The 26164-nt window shown below is 64.2% G+C and carries 16 protein-coding genes; 7 read left to right on the top strand and 9 right to left on the bottom strand.

Annotation, left to right across the window (positions count from 1 at the left end):
* Window positions 1-171: 171 nt before the first annotated feature.
* A complete protein-coding gene (locus tag GHT07_RS17890) occupies window positions 172-2166 on the top strand; it encodes a CHASE2 domain-containing protein (protein ID WP_153586465.1) in 1995 nt (664 codons plus the stop codon).
* Window positions 2167-2184: 18 nt separating this feature from the next.
* Here GHT07_RS17890 and GHT07_RS17885 read toward each other — a convergent pair whose 3' ends face one another.
* Window positions 2185-5649 carry a tetratricopeptide repeat protein gene (locus tag GHT07_RS17885; protein WP_153586464.1) on the bottom strand — a complete coding sequence of 1155 codons (3465 nt, stop codon included), beginning with the start codon at window positions 5647-5649 and terminating at the stop codon, window positions 2185-2187.
* 144 nt (window positions 5650-5793) lie between these two features.
* On the opposite strand from GHT07_RS17885, the gene GHT07_RS17880 reads away from it, so the two are divergent.
* Both GHT07_RS17880 and GHT07_RS17875 read left to right on the top strand, forming a co-directional pair.
* On the top strand, window positions 5794-10953 hold the full coding sequence (locus GHT07_RS17880; RefSeq protein ID WP_153586463.1) for a beta strand repeat-containing protein: 5160 nt from the start codon (window positions 5794-5796) through the stop codon (window positions 10951-10953).
* A 6-nt stretch (window positions 10954-10959) separates the two neighbouring features.
* Entirely contained in the window at window positions 10960-15756 is a 4797-nt protein-coding gene (locus tag GHT07_RS17875) for a beta strand repeat-containing protein (protein ID WP_153586462.1), read from the top strand.
* A 19-nt stretch (window positions 15757-15775) separates the two neighbouring features.
* On the opposite strand, the gene GHT07_RS17870 is transcribed toward GHT07_RS17875, so the two are convergent.
* The 5 genes from GHT07_RS17870 to GHT07_RS17850 all read right to left on the bottom strand — a co-directional run bounded on the left by GHT07_RS17870 (window position 15776) and on the right by GHT07_RS17850 (window position 20750).
* Window positions 15776-16261, bottom strand: coding sequence for a MarR family winged helix-turn-helix transcriptional regulator (locus GHT07_RS17870; protein ID WP_153586461.1), 486 nt, complete (start codon window positions 16259-16261; stop codon window positions 15776-15778).
* Between the two features lie 146 nt (window positions 16262-16407).
* Entirely contained in the window at window positions 16408-17559 is a 1152-nt protein-coding gene (dnaJ, locus tag GHT07_RS17865) for a molecular chaperone DnaJ (protein ID WP_153586460.1), read from the bottom strand.
* Window positions 17560-17712: 153 nt separating this feature from the next.
* Window positions 17713-19647: a molecular chaperone DnaK gene (dnaK, locus tag GHT07_RS17860; protein WP_153586459.1), complete on the bottom strand. Its 1935-nt coding sequence runs from the start codon at window positions 19645-19647 to the stop codon at window positions 17713-17715.
* A 96-nt stretch (window positions 19648-19743) separates the two neighbouring features.
* Window positions 19744-20328 (bottom strand): nucleotide exchange factor GrpE, encoded by a 585-nt coding sequence (gene grpE, locus GHT07_RS17855; protein WP_153586458.1) that lies wholly within the window; start codon window positions 20326-20328, stop codon window positions 19744-19746.
* Window positions 20329-20558: 230 nt separating this feature from the next.
* Entirely contained in the window at window positions 20559-20750 is a 192-nt protein-coding gene (locus GHT07_RS17850; RefSeq protein WP_153586457.1) for a hypothetical protein, read from the bottom strand.
* Window positions 20751-20852: 102 nt separating this feature from the next.
* Here GHT07_RS17850 and GHT07_RS17845 point away from each other — a divergent pair, with 102 nt between their 5' ends.
* The 4 genes from GHT07_RS17845 to GHT07_RS17830 are packed head-to-tail and all read left to right on the top strand — an operon-like array spanning window position 20853 to window position 24221.
* Entirely contained in the window at window positions 20853-21254 is a 402-nt protein-coding gene (locus tag GHT07_RS17845; RefSeq protein WP_153586456.1) for a RidA family protein, read from the top strand.
* A complete protein-coding gene (locus tag GHT07_RS17840) occupies window positions 21251-22366 on the top strand; it encodes an acyltransferase family protein (protein WP_153586455.1) in 1116 nt (371 codons plus the stop codon). The genes GHT07_RS17845 and GHT07_RS17840 overlap by 4 nt, the downstream gene beginning before the upstream one ends.
* A 32-nt stretch (window positions 22367-22398) precedes the next feature.
* Window positions 22399-23457 carry a sensor histidine kinase gene (locus tag GHT07_RS17835; RefSeq protein ID WP_153586454.1) on the top strand — a complete coding sequence of 353 codons (1059 nt, stop codon included), beginning with the start codon at window positions 22399-22401 and terminating at the stop codon, window positions 23455-23457.
* The gene (locus GHT07_RS17830) at window positions 23454-24221 is read left to right on the top strand and encodes a LytR/AlgR family response regulator transcription factor (RefSeq protein WP_153586453.1); all 768 of its coding nucleotides are present in this window, start codon (window positions 23454-23456) and stop codon (window positions 24219-24221) included. Before GHT07_RS17835 ends, GHT07_RS17830 begins: the two co-directional genes overlap by 4 nt.
* A gap of 21 nt (window positions 24222-24242) precedes the next feature.
* On the opposite strand, the gene GHT07_RS17825 is transcribed toward GHT07_RS17830, so the two are convergent.
* The 3 genes from GHT07_RS17825 to GHT07_RS17815 all read right to left on the bottom strand — a co-directional run bounded on the left by GHT07_RS17825 (window position 24243) and on the right by GHT07_RS17815 (window position 26157).
* A complete protein-coding gene (locus tag GHT07_RS17825; protein WP_153586452.1) occupies window positions 24243-24593 on the bottom strand; it encodes an FKBP-type peptidyl-prolyl cis-trans isomerase in 351 nt (116 codons plus the stop codon).
* A gap of 62 nt (window positions 24594-24655) precedes the next feature.
* On the bottom strand, window positions 24656-25840 hold the full coding sequence (locus tag GHT07_RS17820; protein WP_407646657.1) for a fumarylacetoacetate hydrolase family protein: 1185 nt from the start codon (window positions 25838-25840) through the stop codon (window positions 24656-24658).
* Window positions 25837-26157 (bottom strand): winged helix-turn-helix transcriptional regulator, encoded by a 321-nt coding sequence (locus GHT07_RS17815; protein ID WP_153586451.1) that lies wholly within the window; start codon window positions 26155-26157, stop codon window positions 25837-25839. Before GHT07_RS17815 ends, GHT07_RS17820 begins: the two co-directional genes overlap by 4 nt.
* Between the last annotated feature and the right edge of the window lie 7 nt (window positions 26158-26164).

The raw sequence follows: 26164 nt of genomic DNA, 5'->3' as shown, positions 1-26164 counted from the left end.
CGGGTGGGCTATGTCGCGCGGTCGTGGCGTCCCAATTCACGCAGTCGATGACATCACCGCCGCTTGCCCCCACCCCAACCCTCCCCCGGAAGGGGAGGGAGCAATTCAAATCCATCTGCCGCCCAAACTCCTTGATTTCAAACGCTCGAACTCTTCCCGTATTCTTGCGGGATGCTCATCCGCCCACCCAACCCCGGCAAACAGGCGCTCAAGTTCGCTGGCCTGTCTGCTCTGCTGGGCTGGGTGCTGGGGCTGGTGTTGAGCACGGTGCCTGCGTGGCAGATCGTCGAGTTGAAGGTGTTCGACCTGTTCACGGTGGCCGATCCGCCCAAGCAGTCGCTGCCCATCACCATCATCGGCATCGATGAAGCGTCATTCACCCAACTCGACAAGCGTTGGCCCTGGCCGCGCGACATGCACGCGCAGCTGATCGACAAGCTCGCCAAGGCGGGCGCTGCCGTGATCGCATTCGACGTGCTTTTCCCCGAAAGCGCATCACCGAAAGAAGACGAGGCCTTTGCTGCTTCGATCAAGGCAGCGGGCAACGTGGTGCTGGCGGCCGACTTCGCGTATCACGAGACAGCGTCGATCCGCCAGTGGATGCGCGTGGACCCGACGCCTGAATTGACCAAGGCCGGCGCGACCACCGCGCTCGCCAGCATTCCGCTCGATGACGACTCCGTGATCCGCCAGGTGCCCGACGCCGAAGACGCCTTCTGGCGGCAAGTGATCAAGACGCTGATCCGCGTGCGGCCGAACATGGTGCAGGAGCCGTATGTGGCGCCCGGCTCGCTGATGCGCCACCTGGGGCCGCCACGCCGCACGTTCCCGCACATCTCGTACTACCAGGTGCTCAATGGCGATCCGTCGATTCCGCCGGACTACTTCGCCAACCAGATCGTGCTGATCGGCAAGGACTTGCGCGTGTCCGGCGAGAACAATGCGTCGCAAGGCGACCTGTTCTCCACGCCGTTTCTCTACAAGCTGCATGAGTTGACGCCGGGCGTCGAGCTGCACGCAACGTTGATCGAGAACGCGTTGATGGGCCAGACGATCCGCCAGGCGTCAATCCGCTTCAACACCATGGTGCTCACGCTGGTGATGTTGCTGTCGCTGTCGTGGCTGGCGTTCTGGGGGCCGTTGCGCAGTGCGATCTTGATGATTGCGTCGGCGGGGGCTGTTGTGGGGCTGGCGGCGTGGCAGTTCCAGACGGGCAACTTCTGGTTCTGGTCGGCAACGCCGGTGGTGAGCATGCTCGCTGCATTCATGTGCATGGCAGCGGCTTCGTACTGGACGGAGAAGCGCCGCGCCAATGAGATTCGCGGCGCGTTCAGCAAGTACGTGTCGCAGGAAGTCGTCGACCGCATGGTCGCGCACCCGGAGGAGCTCAAGCTCGGTGGCCAGCGCCGCGAGCTCACGGTGGTGTTCACCGATCTTGCCGGGTTCACCAGCCTGTCGGAAAAGCTCACGCCGGAAGGCGTGGCCGACGTGATCAATCTCTACCTGAATGAAGTGACGAAGGTGGTCATGGCGCATCACGGCACCGTGGACAAATTCGTCGGCGATGCGGTGATGGCGTTCTGGGGCGCTCCGCTCGACGATGAGGAGCATGCGTTGAATGCCACGCGCGCCGCGATTGAAATGCAAGTGGTGATGGACCGTCTGCAGCCGCGCTTCGAGGCGCTCGGCGCGGCCGGCGTGTCGATGCGTGTGGGCCTGAATTCCGGCCCCGCGATTGTCGGCAACATGGGCTCGGACTTGCGCTTTGACTACACGGCACTCGGCGACACGGTGAACCTCGCCGCGCGGCTCGAAGGCGCGAACAAGGCCTATGGCACAGGCATTCTCTTGTCGAGCAGCACGGCAGAACTTCTGCGTGGCCGCATCGGCCTGCGGCGTGTCGACAAGGTGAAGGTCAAAGGCAAGAACGTGCCCGTGGAAGTGTTCACGCCGTGCGATGACGCGAGCCTTGCTGCTGCGACAGAACGTGCGTGGCACGCCTACCAGAACAAGCACTGGGACGCGGCGTTGCAAGAGTGGGAAGCCATCCGCGCCAGCCAGCCCGGCGATTCACTGGCGCAGTGCTATGTCGAGCGGATCGGCAAGCTGGTCGAGCAGCCGCCAGAAGGTGAGTGGGATGGAGCCGTGTCGCTCGACAAACTTTGAGCAGCGCCGCGCCGGCGGCTAGCGCATGTCGAAGTTGTACGAGTAACGCAGCACAAAGTGCGGCTCAGTGCTTCTGCCCGCTGACTTGCGCGTGAGCAGGTTCTCGGCAATGGCCTGCACACTCTGCCGCTTGTCCGCTGTTTCCCAATACAGCGTGCCACCGAAGCTGACGCCCGAATCGAGCAGTACCGTGTTGCGGTCATCGCGGAAGCGCTCGCTGCGGTAAATCGCACTTGCGCCCACCAGCCACCGGCCGGGCAGCGACCACTGCACGCCCGCCTGCGCATAGTGGCGGGGAATGAAGGGCACCGCGAGGCCGGCCAGCGTGCCCGTCTGCTTCGCATCCCGGTTGACGTACTTCAGCGAGACGCTGGCGGACTTGCCAAGCAAATGATTCACCGCCAGCCCAAAGCTCGCTACCTTGCCTTCGACAAACCGCGGTGTTTCTTCCAACTCGCTGCGAGCGGAAAAAACGTCGGGCCTATCGCGCAGGCTCTCGAGTTGCGTGAGTTCGAAGTCTGAGACAGGCGAGCGTTGGCCGGCCAGGCCGTTGTCCACGCGTTCCCTGTCGATATAGGCCTGCGCAAATGTCGAGGCACCGATTTCCCCATCGAACTGCGCACGCGCGCGGCGATAGAGGCCGCTCGGTGTGGCAAGCCGGTCATTCACTGCGATGCCCGAGGTATCGACCGGGCTGAGCGTGCCTACAGAGGCTGGACGGCGCCAGCGCTGAATCGCAAAGCGCACGGACTGCAGCGGTGCGAGCTGGAACTTCGCGCCCAGTCGCGGGTTCCATTCAGATGTGTCCTGCAGGCCTACCGTTGCGGAACTCGCCAGCGGCGTGGCCACGCCAGTCGCGAGCAGCGCATTGGCGTCGCTGCGGTTGATGCGAGCGCGTTGGTAGAAGGCATCCGCCTGCAACTCATGCCCGCCAGACAGGCGATAACGCATCGAGCCCCACACATCGCTCTGGCGCAGCGCGAATTGTTCGGCGCTATCGATGATCACCGGGGTGAACGTGGTCACGAGGCGGCCATTGCGGTTCAATCGTGATCGCTCTGCCCCCCACGACCATTCGGCGGCACCCAGGTCGAATGCGTGCCGGAACTGCAGGTCCCGCTGGCGAATTCCTGCGCTGAATTCGTCGAGCGTTCCGGCGGCCGGAATGACCGTCGTCTTGAACGCAGCGTTGAGTGCTGCTGCGGAGGACGGCGAGTAGATCAGCCCGTTCACGTTGCTGTCCTGGTGGCCGCTGCCAGCCTTGATCCAGAACTGGTTGGTGGGCGTGAGCTTGAAGTTCAGGCCGAGGTCGAGTCGTTGTTCGCCCTGGTCGAGGCGGTCGTCGGTCAGTGTTGCATCACGCAGCTTTCCGTTGAGGGTGCTGTCCGTCGCAAACGCGAAGATGCCGATGTCGTGGCGCGGCTTTGCGCCCAGACCCAAGGTGAAGTTGCGCGCGCGTGCCGTGCTGTCATTGCTGGTCGCGTTTGCGCCCGCAGCATCGCCGCTGAAGTAGTAGGCCATCGGCACGCTGGCGGTCGAAAGGCCGTTGAGCGTGGCAGAGGCATTGGCCTGCCGCCAGTCGCCCGTCTCCGCCATCACATCAACGCGCCCATAGTGCCCCGGCGCGGGCACCAGGCTTGACTTGCGGCTCGACGCGCCGAAGGCGGTGGGGTCTGTCAGAAAGCCCTGGAACAACTCCGAGTTGCGCGTGAACTTGCCCGTGTACCGGTCGGCCAGGAACAGGTGGCTGCCACCCCAGTAGGGCGATGCGGCCTGGTTGGCGTAATAGCCGGCCCACTCCTGCATGCCGAAATTCGCGAGTGATGCGCCGAGGTTCGCGCTGCCTTTCTGGTCGCTCGCCACCTGGTTCAATGACTTGAGGAAGGGCATGCGCGCTTGTGCGTTGCGTGCTGCTTCAATCGCTGCGCCATAGTCGAGCGCGTCGGTCAACACGTTGCTCTCGTAAACGTAGGGCACCGGGTCGTGCGGATCGAGCTTGGCGGCCTTGTCGAATGCTTCCAGCGCGCGCTTGGTGTCGCCCAGCTGGTAATGCGCAACGCCCGTGTAGAGCCATGCGCGTGCATACCGCGGCTCGATCAGGCCCGCTTTCAGGAAATCGTCGAGCGCTTGCGCAGGCCGTCCGCTCTTGAGCTGGTACACGCCCAGCGACGTGCGCGCCACGTAGTTGTCGGGCTCGCGTGCGACCAGCGCTTCCAGCAATTGCCGCGAGGCTTCGAGGTTGCCCGCGAAAGCTTCTGTCGCAGCCAGCTCTGCGCTGGCTTGCGAGAGGCTCGCGTCATTGCGCAGCGCTTCATTCAACGCGATGCGCGCGGGGCCCACGTTCTCGCGCTCCGACTCAATCAACCCGATGCCGTACCACGCCTGCGCATTGCGCGGCTCGATGGCGAGCGCGGCGTTGTACGCGCGGCGCGAAGCTGCGGCATCACCGTCGATCGCGGCGAGCTCGCCGTCGGCCAGCAGCAATTCGATGCTGGCGGGCGATTGCACGAGTGCCTGTGCAATCACTGCACGCGCCTGCGCGAGCTGGTCTTGCCGCGCCATCGCCCGCGCCATCAAGGCCGCGACGCGGCCCTTCGTGTTCGATGTGGCATGGGGGCGCAGCACTTCCACTGCACCCGCCACATCGCCCTGCTGGATGTGCACATCGGCGAGCAGCAGCGCTGCGCTGGCGTCCGTGCGTGATGCGGGCTGCAATTGCGCAATGGCGGCGGCATAGTCGCCCGCTTCAATCTGCGCGATGGCCTGTGCGTGCCGCGCTGCATCACCGCCGGCCCAGCGCCGGGGCTGCGGCTTCCATGAAGACACCCACTGCACGCGGCTCGATGGGTTCACCAGCACCAGCCGCACCGGTGCAGCGCCCGCACGCGCCACCGCTGCTTCGCCGGCGCCAATGCTCAAGGCACCGCGCTCATTGCTGATATCGACCACGCCTGAGAGCACGACGAGTTGCGTCTCGCCGTTGGGGCCGACCTCGATTTCCCAGTCGGTGCCGCGCACGCCCATCGTGGCCGTGGGCGTCTGGATGATCACGCGTGCATCGGCTGAATTGCCGCCGCCTGCGGGTGCTGTCTGCGGCTTGGCCTGGCTCCAGGCGCGGCCGGAGTTCAGTTGCAGCTGCGTCTGCGTGAACTGCGCCGAGTCGGCCACCGTCTTGATCTGCAGTTGGCTGTTCTGGTTCAGGCGGATCTGCGTGCGGTCAGGCAGGTACAGGCCCATCTGGCTGTTGACGAGCGTGCGCACAAAGCTGCCGGCTGATACTTTTTCGTTCACCGTTGCGGCGCTCCACGCGGCCTGCTCGGTAGGGCGCTTCTCGCCCTTGCCGACGAGCAGGATGATTTCAGCGTTGGAGGCAGGCTGTGCGATGCTCGCGCTGGCGTAGAGCGCGACACCTGCAATGGCAGCGATGCGGCTCGCGGGCCGCCAGAGTCCAGGGCCGCGCGTGGCCTGCTGCTTGAATGCCATGTAACGGGTCCCTCTTATTGTGCGGAAAGCTTACCCCAACGCCGGGAAAGTTCCATCCCTATAAATGGTGATGCGAAGTGCGCGCAAGTGAATAAGATAACGCGCAGTTTGCATACAAACTACACAGAACAACGAGGATTGACCATGCTAATCACCGGCACCCCAGGCGACGACAACCTGAGCGGCACTTCAGGCGACGACACGATGCAGGGGCTGGCAGGGCGCGACTTCCTCTCGGGCGGCACGGGCAATGACCTGATCGAAGGCGGCGCCGACGACGACTACCTTGCAGGCAACATCGGCAACGACACCATCGATGGCGGCAGCCAGCTGTTCGGCGACATGGTGACGTATGAGAGCGCCGCCGGCCCGGTGAACGTCAACCTGGGCAGCGGCACTGCCAACGATGGTGATGGTGGCATCGACACCCTGATCGACATCGAGCAGGTGACGGGCTCCCAGTTCGACGACACGCTCACGGGCAGCTCTGGCAACAACGTGCTGCTGGGCGGCCTGGGCAACGACTCGATCATTGGCAATGGCGGCTCCGATACGGTGGCCTACTACTCGGCTGGCTCGGGCGTGAACGTCAGCCTGCTGACCAACCTCACGTCCGGTGGCGCGGGCATCGACACGCTGGTCGGCATCGCGAACGTGTCGGGCTCGAACAGCAACGACACGATCACAGGCAATGCATCGAGCAATGGCCTGACGGGCTACGACGGCAACGACAGCCTCGTGGGCAATGGCGGTGATGACTTCTTCGATGGCGGCGCCGGCGACGACACGCTCGATGGTGGCAGCGGCACTGGCGACTCGGTCTCCTACTGGAGCGCAACGACTGGCATCGTGCTGGACCTGACCGCAGGCACGGCGACTGACGGCCTGGGCGGCAACGACGTGCTGATCGGCATCGAGAACATCAACGCCTCCAATTTCAACGACTCCATCAAGGGCAACGCGTCGAACAACTTCATCGTCGCCGGCCTGGGCAACGACACGATCGACGGCGCCGGTGGAACGGACGTGTCGAGCTACGAATTTGCTTCCGGCAGCGTCAACGTCAACTTGCTGACGGGAGTGGCCACAGGCGCTGGCGGCACCGATGTGCTGGTCAGCATCGAAGCCGTCCACGGTTCCGGATTCAACGATGTCATCCAGCTCTCGAACACAGGCGCGTACACGTTTGGCCGGGCGGGTGACGATGTGCTCACGGGTGGCACCGGCGACGACAACCTGATTGGCGGCAGCGGCAGCGACACGGTGGCGGGTGGCGCAGGCTTTGACCAGATCTCGTACGACAGCACGTCGTTCGATATGGGTCCTGCGCCGACGGGCCTGGGCGTGAACGTCAACCTGGTGACGGGGATTGCCATCGACAACTGGGGCAACACCGACCACTTCAGCGGCATCGAGCTCGTGTCGGGCTCGCAGTTCGCCGATACGCTGACCGGCGGCAATCCCGCCAATGGCAGCGCTGCGACCGACGGCTTCGAAGGCTTCACCGGCAACGGCGGCAACGACACGATCGATGGCGGCACCGGCTTCGACCGCGCGAGCTACACCACCAGCAATGCGCCCGTGAACGTCACACTCGGCGGTACATCTCCCGGCACAGCCAGCGACGGCTTCGGCGGCACCGACGTGCTGATCAGCATCGAGGAAGTGCGCGGTTCCGGATTCGCCGACACGCTGACCGGCAGCAACAGCGGCGGCTTTGAATCGTTCGAAGGGCGCGGCGGCAACGACACGATCAACGGCCTGGGCGGCACCGACCGCGTGAACTACCAGAGCTCGCCTGCTTCAGTGAACGTCAATCTGCAGGCCGGCACGGCCACGGATGGCTGGGGCGGCGTGGACTCCTTCACCAACATCGAATACGCGCGCGGCTCGGACTTCAACGACACGCTGGTGGGTGATGCAGGCAAGAACTCGCTTGAGGGGCGCCTGGGCAATGACTCGATGAATGGCGGTGCCGGGGCTGACTCGCTGTTTGGCAATGCAGGCAACGACACACTCGACGGCGGCCCGCAGCTGATCCTGGCCAACACGGCGAGCCAGAACAACGAATACGACTTCGTGAGCTACACCGATGCGACATCGGCCGTGACGGTGGTTCTCGGTGTCGACGGCACGGCGGGTTCAGCCACGGGCGGCGGTATCGGCACTGATGTGCTGATCGATCTGGAGCATGTCGCCGGCTCCTCGTTCAATGACACGATCTCCGGCACGAACCGCGCTGTCAATGAAATCATCCGCGGCGGCCTGGGCAACGACTTGCTCAATGGCGGCGCGTCCACCGGCACAGACCTGGGCTTCAACCAGGTGGACTTCCGCACGGCGCCAGGCAGCGTGACGGTGAACCTGTCCACCGGCAGGTCGACCGGCGCGGACGGCGACGACACGCTGATCGGCTTTCGCGGCATCCTCGCGGGCGACTTCAACGACATGTTGATTGGCGACGCAACCGACAACTATTTTGAAGGCGCGGGCGGCAACGACACCATCAATGGCGGCGCAGGCAACGATCGCGCGAGCTACGGCAATTCATCCGGGGCGGTCAACGTCAACCTGCTCACGGGCACGGCGACTGGTGCGCAGGGCACGGACACACTCATCTCGATCGAGTGGGTGCGTGGCTCGGAGTTTGCCGACACGCTCACGGGCGACGCAGGCAGCAACGACTTCCAGTCGCGCGCCGGTAACGACACGGTGATTGCTGGTGCGGGGCAAGACACCGTGTATGGCGGCCTGGGCGACGACAGCCTTGACGGCGGCACGAACGACACGCTGCTGGGCTACGACTGGATTTCGTATTCGACGGCCAGCGGCGCTGTGAATGTCAACTTCGCAACGCACTTGGCCACGGGCGCAGACGGCAACGATACGTTCACGAATTTCGAAGGCGTGATGGGCTCCGCGTTCGACGACACGCTGGTGGGCGATGCGGGCGACAACATCCTGCGCGGCAATGGCGGCAACGACCAGATCGACGGTGGTGGCGGCCAGGACGCGGTGGACTACTTCGCGGCGAGCGCAGGCGTTGTGGTGAACATTGCGCTGGGCACCGCAACTGGTGCGGACGGCACGGACACCTTCACCCACATCGAACGCGCGCGCGGCAGCAACTTCAATGACAGCCTCACGGGCGACGGCAACGACAACCGCCTGCGCGGCAACGGCGGCGACGACACGCTCGATGGTGCCGGTGGCAATGACGGGGCCGACTACTACAACGCGACCAGCGCCGTGACAGTGCGGCTGAAGCAGGGCACGGCGTCAGGCGGTGATGGCAACGACACGCTGGTGAGCATCGAGAACATCTACGGCTCGTTCAACTACGGCGATGACTTGCAGGGCGACGACGGCGCGAACTTCATCGACGGGCGCGGCGGCGACGACAAGATCGACGGCGGCAAAGGCGACGACACGTTGCAAGGCGGCACCGGCGACGACACGCTGGAAGGCGGCGACGGCGTCAACGTTGCGATCTACACCGGCAACTTCTCCGACTACAAGATTTACACGGTAGCGGGTACCGACGACCTTTTCGTGAGCGGACCCGAAGGCACCGACCGCCTCAAGCACATCAATCGCATCGAGTTTGCAGACCGCGCGTACACCGTGCAGTTCGGCAAGGACGACGTGAATGACAGTCTCGATGGCGGCGCTGACGACGAAATGATCCACGGCCGCTCGGGCGACGACACGGTAGGCGGTGGCGGCGGCGACGACGCGGTGTACGGCGACGAAGGCAACGACACCCTCAGCGGCGACCAGGGCAATGACTTCCTCGATGGCGGCACTGGCGCGGACAGCATGGCCGGTGGCACGGGCGACGACACGTACATCGTGGACAGCGCCGATGACGTCGTGACGGAAACCGAAACCCAGGCCCGCCTGAAAGACCCGCAGACGCTGAACCCGGGCGGTGGTGTCGACACCGTGGTCGCGAGCATCAACTACACGCTGGGCAGCTTCCTTGAAAAACTGGTGCTGGCCAACGGCAGCGGCAACATCAACGGCACAGGCAATGCGCTGGCCAATGTGGTCACCGGCAACGAGGGCGACAACGAGCTGGCTGGCGCAGCGGGCAACGACACCATCGACGGTGGCGCTGGTGTTGACACGGCAAAGTTCTCCGGTGCGCGCAGCCTGTACACCATTGGCTCGGCGGACGGCACCGTCACCGTCAGTTCCGCAGCCGATGGCACCGACACACTGACGCATGTGGAGCGCCTGCAGTTTGCCGATGGCCTGCTGGGCGTGGGTGACTCTGCCACGCTGGCGGCGCGGACAGTGAGCGTGATCTTTGGCGCGGCTGCAACGGCAGACGCTGCGCTGGTGGGCCACTACATTGCGTTGTTCGACAAGGGCGTCACGCTCGAAGAGGGCATTGCGGCGGCAGTCGCGTCGGATCGCTTCGTGCAGCTCGCCGGCTCGCATTCCGACGTGGCTTTTGTCAACCACGTCTATGAGAACCTCGTTGGCTCCGCGCCATCTGCGCAGTTGCGCGACACGCTGGTCGGCTATATCGCAGCGGGCGTCTTCACGCAGGCATCGATGGGTGCCTATGCAGCGGAGCTGGTCGCGGCGCCTTCTGCCGGCGTGGTGTTCACGAGCCAGAGCGCATCTGCCGTGACGGGCAGCGAAGAGCTGGACGACACGCTGGGCGGCACGGCGGGGCCTGATGCGATTTTCGGCCGGGCGGGCAACGATGTGATGTCCTCGCTGGGCGGCAATGACGTGATCGCAGGCGGCAGCGGCATCGACCGCGCGGTGTTCACCGCAGTGAAGTCTGCGTACACCGTTACGTCGAACGATCTGGGCCTGGTGGTGAGCGGCGCGGGCCAGACGGCGCAGTTGATCGACGTGGAGCGCGCCACGTTCTCGAATATTTCCGTCGCCTACGACATCGATGGCAATGCGGGCATTGCAGCGAAGGTGGTGGGTGTGATGTTCGGCGCTGCGGCGCTCGCCGACGAAGTCCTGGTCGGGCAATACCTGGCGATGCTCGACTCGGGCATGAGCTATGAGCAGGTGGTGGGCGCTGCGGCTGACTCAGCGCGGTTCGCGGCGGAGGCGGGCGGCAACAGCAACGCACAGTTCGTCGATCGCGTGTTCATCAACCTGGTGGGCGCGCCGCCGACGCCAGAACTGCATGACCAGTACGTCGCGATCCTGAACCTGCCGGGCTATTCGCAGGGCTACCTCGGCTCGCTCGCGGGCGACACGATTTACAACCTCAACAACGTCAACCTCACAGGCCTGGCACAGACGGGTCTCGAATACACAGTGGCCTGAAGCAACATGCCGACCAATACCTCACCAACATTTCGCAGCATCACCGGCGGCGGTGTCACATTGCCCGGCAACGGCGGATTCAATTCGTTTGGCACGAATGTTTTCGTGCTCGGTGATGGCCGCATCCTGGTCACTGGCACCCGGGACAACGGCGGCAATCTCTCGTCGGCCGGCGGCCCCAACCAGGACGCGCGGGATTTCCTGCTTGCACGCTTTCTCGCCGACGGCAGCGTCGACACGTCGTTCGGCAACCAGGGCAGTGTGACGACGGCATTCGGGCTTACCGCGCAGTACCGCTCGGCGGCATTGCAGGCCGACGGAAAAATCCTGATCGTGGGCGGCGCATGGAAGAGCCCCGGCAACAACTTCCAGTTCGCCATAGCGCGCTACAACGCCGACGGCAGCCTCGACACCACGTTCGATGGCGACGGCAAAGTCACGACCATTGTCACGACGCGCAGCGATGTGCTTTACAGCGTGGTCGCGTTGCCCACGGGCAAGGTGCTTGTCGCCGGCTTTTCCACGACCACGGCCAATGGCTCCGGGAGCTTTCGCGATTTCACGCTGGCGCGCTACAACGCCGACGGCTCGCTTGATGCCACTTTCAACGGCGACGGCAACAGCGATGGCCTCATCGTCACGCCGGTCAGCAGCAATTCGTTCGACGCTGCGCGCTCGATCATCGTCCTGTCCAGCGGCAAGATCCTGGCGGCGGGCGTGGTTGCGGATGCAACTGGCACTCTCTTCAATCCTGCGCTCGTGCGCTACAACGCCGACGGCAGCCTGGACACTGGCTTTGGTACTGGCGGCAAAGTTGTGCTCTCGACGAACCCGGGCGACTCGAGCGCCCAGGACAACTGGTCGCAGGTGCAGGAAGACTCGAACGGCAAGCTGCTGCTGATGGGCCAGGTGGCGAGCGGGCTGCAGAACGGCAGCACGCGCATCGAACTGGTCCGGCTCAATGCCGATGGCACTCCCGACACCAGCTTCAATGGTGACGGCAACGCAGACGGCCGCATCATGACGCCGGTGGGTGACGTGCTGGACGTCGTGTATCGCGTGATGAACCTTCCGGACGGCAAGATTCTTGTGTCGGGGCTGTCGTTCTACAACGCGACATCGAACTACGGCATCCTGATCCGCTACAACCACGACGGCAGCCTCGACACGACTTTCGGCGGCGATGGCATCGTCTATTCGCCGTGGCCGGTTCCTGCTGATGCGTCGTTCCAGGACATCGCCGTGCAGGGCGACGGCAAGATCGTTGTCACGGGCTTTCGCGGCGCGCTGATCAGTGGCTCTTACGACATAGCCGTGCTTCGCTACAACACGAACGGCACGCTCGACACATCGTTCGGCAGCATGGCGCAAGAGAACATCGTCGGCTACAACATCGGCGCGCCCGCTGGTGTGCTGGCCCCCGATGCGAGCGTGTTCGACGCCGAGCTGGCGGGATTGAATTCGGGCCAGGGCGACTACGGCGGCGCGAGCCTCACGCTGGTGCGGCACGGTGGCGTGAACAGCGCTGACCACTTCGGCGCGAGCGGTGCATTGAGCATGACGGCCACGTCTGCATCGGCGGGCACGCTCGCGCTGCACGGCACGCCCATCGGCACCTACGCCAGCACCGGCAGCGGCTGGAAGATCACGCTCGCGGCAGGCACGACGCAGGCGCGCCTCGATGAGATGCTGCCGCTGCTGACGTACAGCAACAGCAATCCTGCGGTCACGGGCACCTTGCAGATCGACATGATCTTCAGTGACGGCAACAGCGGCAGCCAGGGCACCGGCGGCGCGGGTGTGACGACCTCGAGCGCCTTCGTCGTGACGGCACCTGCCGTGGTGATCCACATCGACGGCGAGCTGGCGCAAGAGGGCTTGCCTACACAGGTGAGGGTGTTTCTCAGCGGGCCGAGCTCGGGCGTGGTCACCGTGCACTGGTCCACGTCGGACGTGACGGCGACGGCTGGCTCCGACTACACCGCGCAGGCCAACCAGGTGCTCACGTTCCAGCCGGGCGAGACTGAAAAGTTCATCACGATCACGCCGACGGCCGACGGCGTGGCCGAAGGGCCCGAGTTCCTGCTCATCAACCTGTTTGGCGCCACGGGCGCGACGGTGGCTGACGGCGAGGAGCAGGCACCTGTCCTCATCGCCCAAAGCGGCGTGCCGCCCGTTGCAACGCCGTCGATCACGGTGGCCAATGTCGCGGCCTTCGAGGGCCACGGTGACACCTCGTTCTTCCTGATGCTCGATGCGCCTTCGACGCAGACAGTCAGCGTGCACTATGCAACCGCCACCGGCACTGCAGGCGCAGCGGACTTCGGCGCCGTGAGCGGCACCGCCGTTTTCGCACCGGGCGAGACGTTCAAGGTGATCGATGTTCATTACGTTGAAGATGGCATCGCCGAGAGCACCGAGAGTTTTTCGATGCAGCTATCCAGCCCGCTGCACGCCACCATCGCCACGCCAATTGCCACAGGCACGATCCTGGACAACGACCCGGGCGGCGCAAGCGGCGGCCTGATCAATGGAACGAACGGCGCCGACGTGCTGATCGGCACCGAAGCGCCCGACACGATCAATGGCGGCGACGGCAACGACGTGCTGTTCAGCAACGATGGCGCCGACGTGATGAACGGTGGCGATGGCGACGACGTGTACGTCGGGGTGCAGCAGGGCGCCGTGATCAATGAGGCCGCCTCGCAGGGCAACGACACCGTGATCCAGGGCGCGATTGCCAGCTACACCCTGCCGGCCAATGTCGAGAACCTCGTCATGCTGAAAGACGCCCTGAATGGCACGGGCAACGGGCTGGACAACCGCATCACAGGCGATGCGTTGTCGAACACGATCCTCGGGCTGGCTGGCAACGACACGCTCACGGGCGGCGGCGGCAACGACACGCTTGATGGCGGGCAGGGCAATGACGTCGCGGTGTTCCCGGGCGCGTTCTCGCTCTATTCCATCGCCGTTGACAACGCCACTGGCGACTTGTTCGTCACGGGCCCCGCGGGCGTCACGCGGCTGCATGCCGTCGAGCTGTTGCAGTTTGACGACCGCTCGTTCAGCGTGCAGCAAGGCACCGTCGCGCCCGAGTTCCTGGGCGGCGGCGAGGCGGATGACCTGATCCGCGGGCGCGACGGCAACGACACGGTCGAAGGTGGCGGCGGTGACGACGCGCTCTACGGCGACGAGGGCACTGACTCTCTTTTGGGCGACTCAGGCGATGACCTGCTCGACGGCGGCACCGGCGCCGACAGCATGACGGGCGGCACGGGCGACGACACGTACATCGTCGACAGCGCAGGCGACGTGGTGACGGAGTCTGAATCCGCCGCGCTCACTCGACCGAAAGATCCGACCACGCTCAACCCCGGCGGCGGCATCGACACCGTGGTCGCGAGCATCAACTACACGCTGGGCTCGTTCATTGAAAACCTGGTGCTTGCGCAGGGCGCCTCACCGCTGGCCGGCACGGGCAATGCGCTGGCGAACCAGCTCACCGGCAATGATGGCAACAACACGCTCAGTGGTGGCCTGGGCGACGACCGCATCGAAGGCGGCGGCGGTATCGACACCGCCGTGTTCGCGTATCCGCAAAACCAGTACTCGCGTGTGTCGGGTGACGGCTATATCCTTCTTTCAGCGCACGACGAGGGACGCGACACGCTCACTGGCGTTGAACGCGTGGAATACGCTGATAGCCACTTTGCCATCGACCTGGACGGCAATGCCATGCTGGCACTGCGGCTGGTGGCGACGCTGTTCAGCGGCAACGCTTTTGTGGCGCACCTCGACACAGTGGGCAAGTACCTGGCGATGTTCGATGCCGGGCTCAGCATGCAGGACGTTGCGCAGGCGGCAGTGCGCTCGCAGGAGTTTGCCGACCTGGCGGGCTCGCATACGAACGAGGCGTTCGTCAACCAGGTGTTCGCCAACCTTTTCTTCACGCTGCCGCCGCCGGACCTGAAGGCCCAGCTCGTGGGCTGGCTCGACACCGGCGTGTTCACGCAGGCATCGCTTGCCGCACTGGCGGCCGACTTGCCGCAAGCGCTCGATGCCGCGGGCTACAACAACATGACCACGTTCGGCGTGGAATACGTGCCGCAGAACGTGCCAGTGCATGTGGGCGGTGCGGGCCACGACTCATTGAGCGGCTCCGCAGGCGACGACTTCCTGTACGGTGAAGCCGGCAATGACACGCTCGTGGGTGCCGGTGGTGGCGATTTGCTCGTCGGCGGTGAAGGCGCCGACATGGCCGTGTTCAATGGCCTGCGATCGAGCTTCGACATCACGCGTACGCTGCAGGGCTTTACGGTCGTTCCGCACGGCGCGTCGCCCGATGGTGACCAGGTGAACACGCTCATCTCGGTCGAGCGGGAGCGCTTTACCGACGTCACGCTGGCCTTCGATCTGGATGGCAATGCAGGCACCGCCGCGAAGGTGGTCGGCGCCATGTTCGGCGCGGGTGCACTGGCTAACCAGCAGCTGGTCGGCCAGTACCTGAGCCTGCTGGACAACGGCGCCAGCTACGAGGATGCGATTGGTGCAGCCGCTGCATCGGAGCGCTTTGCCCAGCTGGCGGGATCGCACTCGAACGAGGACTTCGTGGACCAGGTGTTTTTCAACCTGGTCGGCTTCCTACCGCCGCCCGATCTGAAGGCCCAGTACATCAGCATCCTGGAGACGCCTGGCTATTCGCAGGCCTACCTGGGCATGCTGGCCGCCGACACCTTCTACAACCTCGACAACGTGAACCTCACCGGCCTGGCCGCCACGGGGCTTGCCTATTCGGCCTGACGGGCCGGGGTGAACACGGCTAGCGCCTGGCGGTTGCGCCAAGCCGCTCTTCGGCGAGTGCGCTGTGCATGGCCTTGTCCCTGACGACGGCGAGCGTGCGCAGCAGCAGCTCAGCGCCGGCTTGCCCCAGTTCGGTGCGCAGTTCTGCCTCGTATTGGGCGGCCAGCTGTGACAGCCGCGCCGCGAGGTCCTTGCCGGACGTGCTGAGTGAGAGAAATGCAGAGCGCGCGTCGCTCGCGTATTCCTGCCGCACGATCAGGCCGCGTTTGACCAGCGCGGTCACGATGCGGCTGATCTGCGCCTTGTCGGCCGCAGATTCGGCCGCTACATCACGCAGCCGCACAGGCTGCATGAATTCGATGAGCAGGATGGTGCGCCATTCGACCTCGCTCAAGTCGAATTCGCGGCGCAGGCGCAGCGCCTGGCTGCGCCTGAGCGCCGACGAGGCGGCGTTGATTTGCGATGCAATGAGGTGGCGAAAGGCGGGATCACGGCTGTCGGTCATGCGCTATTCCGGTGCAGGGGCTCGTGGAGCGGAAGAATTTGAGCGAGGTCACCGCCCGATTCTGCCTTCAACCAGCCCCGGCGCGCCAGCTATTGTTGAGCCGCTGATGCGCCCCCAACAACGGAACCGGCCACACGCAAGGCGAACTACGCGCTGAAAAAGTTCTTCAGCTTGTCCGCCCAGCTCTCTTCCGTCGGCGAATGCTTGGAGCCGCCTTTTCTCAGCGCCTCATCAAGCTCCTTGATCAGCTTGCGTTGGTGCTCGGTGAGCTTGACGGGCGTTTCGATGGCCACGTGGCAATACAGGTCGCCCGGGTAGCTCGATCGCACACCCTTGATGCCCTTGCCCCGCAGCCGGAACTGCTTGCCGGCCTGCGTGCCTTCGGGAATATCGATGGCCGCCTTGCCTTGCAGCGTGGGCACGTCAATCTCGCCGCCGAGCGCTGCTCGGGTGAAGCTGATGGGCACCACGCAATGCAGGTCGTCGCCTTCACGCTCGAAGATGTCGTGCTTCTTCAGGCGGATCTCGATGTACAGGTCGCCGGGCGGGCCGCCGTTGGTGCCGGGCTCCCCATTGCCGGCGCTGCGGATGCGCATGCCGTCGTCGATGCCGGCGGGGATCTTCACTTCGAGCGTCTTTTGCTTCTTCACGCGGCCCTGGCCGTGGCACGTGGTGCACGGCTCGGGAATGATCTTGCCCGAGCCGCGGCAATGCGGGCACGTCTGCTGCACGCTGAAAAATCCCTGGCGCATCTGCACGACGCCTTGCCCCTGGCACGTGGTGCAGGTCTTGGCCTGCGTGCCCGGCTTGGCGCCGGAGCCGCTGCACACGTCGCAGGCTTCGAAGGTCGGGATGCGGATTTGCGCCTGCTTGCCGTTGGCCGCTTCTTCGAGCGTGACCTCCATCGCGTACGACAGGTCGCTGCCGCGATACACCTGCCGGCCACGGCCTGCGCCGCCACCACCGCCGCGTTGCTGGCCGAAGATGTCGCCGAAGATATCGCCGAAGGCTTCCGCAAAGCCGCCGAAGCCTTCAGCGCCGCCTGCGCCGCCGCGCATGTTGGGGTCCACACCCGCATGGCCGTATTGGTCGTACGCCGCGCGCTTGTCGGGCGTCGAGAGCATCTCGTACGCTTCTTTGGCTTCCTTGAATTTCGCTTCGGAGGCGCTCTTGTTGTCACCCTCATGGCGATCGGGGTGGTACTTCATCGCCAGCTTGCGATAAGCCTTCTTGATCTCCTCGTCAGAGGCGTTCTTGGGAACGCCGAGGATCTCGTAATAGTCTCGTTTGGTGGCCATGAATCTAGCGTGTTGTTCTGTACGGCAGTGTCGATGTAGCAGCGGTCTTCAGGTAAGCAGCAATCGTCTTCAAGCAGGTTCGCCGCGTTAACGAGACCCGAAGGGGTCTCATTTGAACGCGGCGAGTTGATCCGGCGCTTTCAGCGTCCGGCATCAACCTTTTTTGACTTCTTTCACCTCGGCGTCCACCACGTTTTCATCGTTCGCCTTCGAAGCACCTTCTGCGCCAGGCGCAGCGCCTGCCGCCTGCGCGGCTTGCTGTGCCTGCTGGTCGGCGTACATCTTCTCGCCAAGCTTCTGGCTCACGGACATCAGCGCGTTCGTCTTGGACTCGATGGCTTCCTTGTCATCGCCCTTGAGCGCTTCTTCCACTTCCTTCAGCGCGGTTTCGATCTTTTCCTTCTCGGACGCATCGATCTTGTCGCCGTATTCGCCCAGGCTCTTCTTGACGCTGTGAACCATGGCTTCGCCCTGGTTGCGCGCCTGCACGATCTCAAGCTTCTTCTTGTCTTCAGCAGCGTTCAGCTCGGCGTCTTTCACCATCTTCTGGATTTCCTCCTCGGAGATGCCCGAGTTGGCCTTGATGGTGATCTTGTTTTCCTTGCCGGTGGCCTTGTCCTTCGCGCCCACATGCAGGATGCCGTTGGCGTCGATGTCGAAGCTCACCTCGATCTGCGGCAGGCCGCGCGGCGACGGCGGAATGCCTTCGAGGTTGAATTCGCCCAGTGCCTTGTTGCCGGCAGCGATGTCGCGCTCGCCCTGGAAGACCTTGATGGTCACGGCGGGCTGGTTGTCATCAGCGGTCGAGAAGGTCTGCGCGAACTTCGTCGGGATGGTCGTGTTCTTCTTGATCATCTTGGTCATCACGCCGCCCAGCGTTTCGATGCCAAGAGACAAAGGCGTCACGTCAAGCAGCAGCACGTCCTTGCGGTCGCCGCCGAGCACCTGGCCTTGAATGGCCGCGCCCACGGCAACGGCTTCGTCAGGGTTCACGTCCTTGCGCGCTTCCTTGCCGAACAGCTCCTTGACCTTCTCCTGCACCTTCGGCATGCGCGTCTGGCCGCCAACGAGGATCACGTCATGGATGTCGCCGATGGAAATGCCGGCGTCCTTGATGGCCGTGCGGCAGGGGGCGACGGTGCGCTCGATCAGCTCTTCGACCAGCTGCTCCAGCTTGGAGCGCGTGAGCTTGATGTTCAGGTGCTTCGGGCCCGATGCATCGGCCGTGATGTACGGCAGGTTGATGTCGGTCTGCGAGTTGCTCGACAGCTCGATCTTGGCCTTCTCGGCGGCTTCCTTCAGGCGCTGCAGCGCGAGCACGTCTTTCGACAGGTCAACGCCTTGCTCTTTCTTGAACTCGGCAATGATGAAGTCGATGATGCGCTGGTCGAAGTCTTCACCGCCCAGGAACGTGTCGCCGTTGGTGGAGAGCACTTCGAACTGCTTCTCGCCATCGACATCAGCGATCTCGATGATGGAGACGTCGAACGTGCCGCCGCCCAGGTCATACACGGCGATCTTGCGGTCGCCCTTTTCCTGCTTGTCCAGGCCGAACGCGAGGGCCGCAGCCGTCGGCTCGTTGATGATGCGCTTGACGTCCAGGCCGGCGATGCGGCCGGCGTCCTTGGTGGCCTGACGCTGCGAGTCGTTGAAGTACGCGGGCACCGTGATCACGGCTTCGGTCACGGCTTCGCCGAGGTAATCCTCAGCGGTCTTCTTCATCTTGCGCAGCACTTCAGCGGAGATTTGCGGCGGTGCCAACTTCTTGCCACGCACTTCCACCCAGGCGTCGCCGTTGTCGGCGCGGGCAATGGTGTAGGGCATCAGGTTGATGTCCTTTTGCACTTCCTTTTCCTCGAACTTGCGGCCGATCAAACGCTTGACGGCGTAGAGCGTGTTCTTGGCGTTGGTCACGGCCTGGCGCTTGGCCGAGGCGCCGACGAGGATTTCGCCGTCTTCCTGGTAGGCGACGATGGACGGCGTGGTGCGCGCGCCTTCACTGTTTTCGATCACCTTGGGCGTGTTGCCCTCCATGATGGAGACACACGAGTTCGTGGTGCCGAGGTCGATGCCAATGATTCTTCCCATTTTTATGCTCCTAGCGATGCGGCCGTGACGGCCAATTCAGATTCAGATGTGAGGTACTTGTGGATAAGCTGTTCGGTTTCAAGCGGCAGTTGCCGCCTATCGAGAGCCGGAAACTGTGACCAGCGCGGGGCGCAGCGTGCGTTCGGCGATCGAGTAGCCCTTTTGCAGCACAGCGACGATCGTGTTGGCATCCTGTGTAGATCCTGCGGGCAACGGCACCACTGAAATGGCCTGGTGCTGGTGCGGATCGAACCTGGCGCCCTGCGCGGGGTTGATTTCCATGACCTTGTTGCGCTCCAGCGCCGCCTTGAGCTGGCGCAGCGTGAGCTCGGCGCCTTCGCGGATCTGCTGGGGCGTGGCCTCCTTGATGGCCAGGCCAGCTTCCAGGCTGTCGAGCACGGGCAGCATCGCGTCGGCAAAGCTTTCGACGGCGAATTTGCGTGACTTGGCGACGTCTTCCTCGGCGCGGCGGCGGGTGTTTTGCATGTCGGCCTGTGCGCGCAGGTAGAGCTCGCCGAGCTCGGCGTTTTTCAGGGTCAGCTCGTGGAGCTGGCCTTGCAGGTCAGCCAGCGCGCCGTGTTCGTTGGCGGCTTGAGCGGCTTCGAGTTCTTCTGGGGAGGGCTCGCCAGACAGCGGCTGAGCCTGGTCGTTGTGGTTGAAGTCTGCCTTGGGGTCTGCCATTTGGTTTTCTTAGCTGGAAATGAGGGCCAAGTCGCAGCTTGGGCCGGCATTGGCCCTTTTCAAGGGAGTGGCAATCGGTTTTTCGCGATGCGTGCGGGGCAGGCCCGGACGGCCCAGCCAGGCGACGACTGTCGGGCCTGGCCGGGGGGCAAGGGGAGCCCGCGAAGGCCCCGGGGGGGGGGAGATCTGTGGTCAGCCGGCCCGGGGACCGGGCGCGCGGCGTTGGCGGCTCAGTGCGTGGCGCGGTCGGCCAGCACGAATTCGAATACGTCGTCCAGCAGGTCTTCGAGCCTGAGGGCGTCGCGCTGCGCGGCGTTGGCCCGGCTGTTGCCCGGCTCGCCGTTGCCGTAGCGTTGCTCGTCGTGCTGTTCCTGGCGTTGCGCGTAACCCATGTCGTACTCCTTGGATTGGTGTGCATTCACTGTAGGCACCGGCGCGGGTGCGCCCTTAGGTAAAGTGCTTACCGCGCCCTAGGTGAAACGGAGCGCGAACGAACCCAGCGGCATGACATGAGGGACAAGCAGATGACCAGACGATTGATCAGCTCCGGCTCCACCTTTGAAGAGCAGATCGGCTATTCGCGCGCCGTGGTGGACGGCGAATGGGTGTTTGTCGCGGGCACAACGGGTTTTGACTACGCGGCCATGACCATCGTGGATGACGTCGTGGGCCAGGCCGAGCAGTGCCTGAAGAATATTGCGGCGGCGCTCGAGCAGGCCGGCAGCAGCATGGCAGACGTCGTGCGTGTGACGTACCTGCTGCCCGACAGTGCTGATTTCGAAGCCTGCTGGCCGGTTCTCAGGAAGTACCTGGGCAATGTGCGGCCCGCCGCGACCATGATGTCGGTCGGCCTGGCTGACAAGCGCATGAAGATCGAGATCGAAGTCACCGCCAGGAAGCAGCCCGGCAAGCCCGTGAGCTCATGAACCCGGTCATCGAGGGGGCGCGGGGCCTGGCCGCCCTCATGGTGCTGCTGCACCACTACAGCTATCACCTGCATGGCGACGTGGCAGCGCAACTGCAGTGGATCCACTTCTTTCACAACGGCGTGGACCTGTTCTTCGTGATCACGGGCTTTCTCTTTGCGCCTTACCTGCTCGGCACGGCGTGGATGCCGCCGGCCGCATTTACGATCCGGCGCGCGTTCCGCCTGTACCCGCTGTACCTGCTGTCGCTGCTGGTCAGCGTTGCGCTGGTGTGGGGCAAGCAGGCCGGCGTGGGCGAGGCATTTTTCAAGCACCTCTTTTTCATCGAGACGTTGCCGGTCTTTCCCGCCAGCGACGCGGCGTACTTCAGCCTCGTGTATTGGACGCTGCCTGTCGAGGTGGCGTTTTATGCAGTCGTTGCGCTGTGCCTTCGCCTGGCGACGCAGGGTGGGGCCGCGTCGCCGGGCCGGCGCCTGGCCGTGATGGGTGTTGTGGCTGCGATCAGCTATGCCCTGTCTCACGGCTGGAACCCCGACATGAAAAGCGAGCGCTGGATCGTGTGGCAGGCCCAGCTGCCGGCGATGCTGATCGAGTTCTGGTTCGGCATCGCGCTCGCGTATGCGCTGCCCGTGTTGCTGCGCGAGCGGGTGTGGCAAAGGGCGTCGCTGGTTGCGGGGCTGGCGCTGGGTGGTGCGCTGTTCGTGTGGTACCCGCAAGCCGCAGGCGAGGGCATCGGGCCGCGGCCGTTCGGCTATTTCAACGTGCTGAGTGCCTTGTCTTTTGCGTTGCTGCTGGGTGGCGCGATGGGAGGTGACGTGAAAGCGGATGCTCCCCTGTCGCCCGGTGTGCGGCTGGCGCTGTTCGGCGGCGCGCTCAGCTACGGCATGTACCTGTTCCATGGCATGGGCATTGCCGCGGCAGAGGCTGTCGCCGGTGCGTGGCCCGACGCGCTGAAGATCGCTTTGGCGCTCGCGCTGACCATTGCCGCATCGTGGGCCGCGCACCGTCTCGTGGAGTTGCCGTTGCGAGCTTACGGCAGGCGCATCACCGCCAGGCGGATTCCATCCCCGCCAAACCGCGTTTCGTCGCAGCCAGGCCCGCCAGCGGCTTGACCCTTTGCGCGGCGCACGCTTATCGTCGCCGCATGAATTCCGGATTGCGCAGCCTCCTTCCCGCGCGCCGCCAGCTGGCCGTGGTGGTGGCGATGGCACTGTCTTGCGCGGTGTTGCTGCTGTTTGTCACCCGCAACACCTTCATCGAACTGGCAGGCGAGATGGTGTTTGTGGGCGTGACGCTGCTGTTTGCCTTCACGGCGAGCGGTGCGTGGCACCAGCAGTTCGCGCCCAAGGGGAGGGTGCAGGTCGCCGCCGTGCTTCTTGCGGCCGTCGTAGCGCCGCTGGTGGTGCACATGGTCAACTTCGGCGGCGACTTCGCGGCCTTTGCGCGGTCGAGGCCGCATGTGAACGGTTATTTCATCGTGGTGATCGGCGCGGCCATCATTGGCACGCTCTTCGCACTGGCAGCGCTGTACAGCGAGCGCGATGCGCAAGCCCAGGCGCAGGCGCTGGAGTTTGCGCTGGAGCGCGAGACACTCCAGCGCCAGGCCGCCGACGCGCGGCTGCACCTGATGACGGCGCAGATCCAGCCTCACTTCCTGCTCAACACGCTCGCCAATGTGCAGGAGCTGGTCGAGAGCGGCTCGGCGCGTGCGGTGCCGGTGTTTCGCAGCCTCATCGACTACTTGCGCGCGGCAATGCCTCACCTGCAGCCGGGTGCGTCGACGCTGGGGGATGAGGAGCGGCTGGTGCGCGCCTATCTTGACCTCATGCACATGCGCATGCCTGACCGGCTGCAGTTCGCAGTCGATGTCGATCCTGCGTTGCGGGGCATGCGGTTTCCGCCCATGGCGCTGCTCACGCTGGTGGAGAACGCGATCAAGCACGGCATCGACCCTGCCTGCGACGGCGGGCGCGTCGAGGTGGGTGCGCAGGCCCAGCTCGACGGGCGCATCCATCTCTGGGTTGCAGATACGGGCGTCGGCATTGCCGAACATGGCCAGGGCGCGGGCATGGGTCTGGCCAATCTCAATGCGCGGCTGGCGGCGTTCTTCGGTGAAGGCTCGCATGTCGAGTTGAGTGAGCAGCAGCCCAGTGGCGTGCGCGCCGACGTGCGTGTGCGCCCTGCCAGCGAGCGTGCGTCATGACCACTGCATTGATTGCCGATGACGAGCCATTGCTGCGCGAGCGGCTGGCCTCGTTGCTCGGTGGGCTCTGGCCCGAGTTGAAGGTGGTTGCGCAGGCGCGCAATGGCAGGCAGGCCGTAGAGCTGTTCGACCAGGAGCAGCCGCAAATCGCTTTCCTGGACGTTCATATGCCGGGCCTCAACGGTGTCGAGGTGGGGCGCTGCATTGGTGGCCGCGCGCAGGTGGTGTTTGTGACGGCGTTCGACCAGTACGCCGTGGAAGCATTCAAGCAAGGCGCGATCGACTATTTGCTCAAGCCTGTCGAGCCTGATCGCCTTGCCGAGACAGTGCAGCGCCTGCGCCGGCGCGTTGAAGTGCCGGTGGCGACGTCGTCGCCCGACTATGCCGCGGCGCTGGAGCGCATTGCGTTGCACATGCGCGCTGCGCAGCCGGTGCAACCGCGCCTGAAGTGGATCAAGGCGTCTGTGGGCAATACGGTGCGTTTGATTCCGGTCGAGCAGGTGATCTACGTGAAGTCCGACAACAAGTACACGCTGGTCATGTGGGAGGGTGGCGAGGCACTGATTCGCAAGACCATCCGCGAATTGGCCGATGAGCTTGACCCGGAGCGGTTCGCGCAAGTGCACCGCTCGGCCATCGTTGCGCTCGACCGCGTGAGCCACTTCACGCATGGGCCGGGCGACTCAGGCGAACTTCACCTCAAAGGCCGTGACGAGAAGCTTGTTGTGAGCCGCAGCTACCTGCATCTGTTCCAGCAGATGTGAGCAGGTTGTGCCGCCCCGGGTTCAATGCGCGTCGAGCAGTTCCACATCGAACTTCAACGTGGCATTCGGCGGAATCACGCCACCGGCACCACGCACGCCATAGCCGAGTTGCGGCGGAATGATCAGCGTGCGCTTGCCGCCGATCTTCATGCCGGCTACGCCTTCGTCCCAGCCCTTGATGACCATGCCCGCGCCCAGCGAGAACGCGAACGGGTCATTGCGGTCGAGGCTGGAGTCGAACTTCTTGCCTTGCACGCCGTTCTCGTAGAGCCAGCCGGTGTAGTGCACGTGCACATGCTGGCCCTTGGTGGCTTCGGCACCTGTGCCAACGGTGGTGTCTTCGTACTGCAGGCCGGAGGGGGTCGTGTTCATCTTTGATTTCCTGTGGGTGTTGAAGTGGGTGTTGCTTTTGATTTTGACTTTGCTGTTGGCCGTCAAAGCAGGTCGCGCCGCGCAAGATCGCGCATGAGCTGGCCCGCGCCATAAGTCCACGGTGCGACTTTGTCGCTGGTGTTGACGCGGTTGGCGAGTGTACCGAGCCGCGGTGTCGAGACGGTCACAACGTCGCCCACCACATGCGTGAAGCCCTGGCCGGGGCCATGCCTGTCTTGCGTGGGCGCGAACATCGTGCCCAGGAACAGCATGAACCCATCCGGGTACTGGTGATTCGCGCCGATGGCCTGCGAGGCAAGGTCGAGCGGGTCACGGCTGATCTTCGAGATCGAGCTGGCGCCTTCCATCACGAAGCCGTCCGTGCCGCGCACCTGCATGGCAAGGTCGCATTGGCGCACGTCATCCATCGTGAAGTGCTCATCGAAGATGCGGATGAACGGGCCTATGGCGCAGCTCGCGTTGTTGTCCTTTGCCTTGCCGAGCAAGAGTGCACTGCGGCCTTCGAAGTCGCGCAGGTTCACATCGTTGCCGAGTGTGGCGCCTTGCACTTCGCCGCGGCTGTTCACGGCCAGCACGATCTCAGGCTCGGGGTTGTTCCACGAGCTTTCAGGATGGATGCCGATTTCGGCACCCGTGCCGACCGCGCTCATCGGCTGCGACTTCGTGAAAATTTCAGCGTCGGGGCCAATGCCGACTTCAAGGTACTGTGACCACACGCCTTGCGCGATCAGCACCGCTTTGAGCTGCATCGCTTCCGGTGAGCCAGGCTTGACGGCACTGAGGTTCTCACCGATGACGGCGACCACGGCCTGGCGCACGCCTTCGGCTTTGGCTGCGTCACCACGGGCTTGCTCTTCAATCACGCGCTCGAGCATGGACGACACGAACGTGACGCCTGCGGCCTTGATCGCCTGCAAGTCGCACGGCGCGAGGAAGTAGGGCGCCGACAGATCCAATGCGTTGTGGGCGCTGTTGGCGAGAATGTCTTGCGTGTCACCGAGCTTCACGCCCGTATGTGACCGCAGGGCGGAAGCAGGATCGCGCAGTTCAAGCAAGTCGCTGCATGTAGCGGCCAGCGATGAGATGTCATACACACCCTCACCGCGCACCTGCACGAGCACCGCACCGAGCCCCGCCACATGCACGCGCCCGACAAGTAGTGCATGTTGTGAATCGACGGGCAGCGTTGCAGCAAGACCGAGCATCGTGTGGGGCGTGTGATTCATGGCAGCACCTGTTTCTTCTTGGATTGCGCAGCGGTCCACTTGGCGGCGAACGCGGGCAGGTCGGCCAGGCGCTTGAGCAGGTCGACACCTGAAGGCGTGACAACATAGCCATCGGTGCCGTGCGTCATCAAGCCTGCTTCACGCAGTTCCTTGATGCGGGTGTTGAGGGTGTTGGGCGTGATGCCGCCGACGCTGTCTTGCAGCAGGCGGAACGTTTGCGCATGGCCGTCACGCAGTGCCCAGAGCACGCGGATCGCGTAGCGTGCCTCCAGCAGCGCCAGCAGTTGGCTGATGGCTGCGTTTTCCTTCGAACTCATGCGCTCT

It is taken from the genome of Caenimonas koreensis DSM 17982 (assembly GCF_009646335.1).
GTDB classification, from domain to species: domain Bacteria; phylum Pseudomonadota; class Gammaproteobacteria; order Burkholderiales; family Burkholderiaceae_C; genus Ramlibacter; species Ramlibacter koreensis.
Note: the sequence above shows the minus strand (reverse complement) of the source record. Positions and strands in the feature narration are given on the sequence as shown.

Coding starts and splice junctions, on each gene's coding strand:
- GHT07_RS17875 (WP_153586462.1), top strand. CDS start 10,960: ATGCCGACCAATACCTCACCAACATTTCGCAGCATCACCGGCGGCGGT.
- GHT07_RS17815 (WP_153586451.1), bottom strand. CDS start 26,157: ATGAGTTCGAAGGAAAACGCAGCCATCAGCCAACTGCTGGCGCTGCTG.
- GHT07_RS17835 (WP_153586454.1), top strand. CDS start 22,399: ATGAATTCCGGATTGCGCAGCCTCCTTCCCGCGCGCCGCCAGCTGGCC.
- GHT07_RS17825 (WP_153586452.1), bottom strand. CDS start 24,593: ATGAACACGACCCCCTCCGGCCTGCAGTACGAAGACACCACCGTTGGC.
- dnaK (WP_153586459.1), bottom strand. CDS start 19,647: ATGGGAAGAATCATTGGCATCGACCTCGGCACCACGAACTCGTGTGTC.
- GHT07_RS17885 (WP_153586464.1), bottom strand. CDS start 5,649: ATGGCATTCAAGCAGCAGGCCACGCGCGGCCCTGGACTCTGGCGGCCC.
- GHT07_RS17820 (WP_407646657.1), bottom strand. CDS start 25,840: ATGAATCACACGCCCCACACGATGCTCGGTCTTGCTGCAACGCTGCCC.
- GHT07_RS17880 (WP_153586463.1), top strand. CDS start 5,794: ATGCTAATCACCGGCACCCCAGGCGACGACAACCTGAGCGGCACTTCA.
- GHT07_RS17830 (WP_153586453.1), top strand. CDS start 23,454: ATGACCACTGCATTGATTGCCGATGACGAGCCATTGCTGCGCGAGCGG.
- GHT07_RS17845 (WP_153586456.1), top strand. CDS start 20,853: ATGACCAGACGATTGATCAGCTCCGGCTCCACCTTTGAAGAGCAGATC.
- GHT07_RS17890 (WP_153586465.1), top strand. CDS start 172: ATGCTCATCCGCCCACCCAACCCCGGCAAACAGGCGCTCAAGTTCGCT.
- dnaJ (WP_153586460.1), bottom strand. CDS start 17,559: ATGGCCACCAAACGAGACTATTACGAGATCCTCGGCGTTCCCAAGAAC.
- GHT07_RS17840 (WP_153586455.1), top strand. CDS start 21,251: ATGAACCCGGTCATCGAGGGGGCGCGGGGCCTGGCCGCCCTCATGGTG.
- GHT07_RS17870 (WP_153586461.1), bottom strand. CDS start 16,261: ATGACCGACAGCCGTGATCCCGCCTTTCGCCACCTCATTGCATCGCAA.
- grpE (WP_153586458.1), bottom strand. CDS start 20,328: ATGGCAGACCCCAAGGCAGACTTCAACCACAACGACCAGGCTCAGCCG.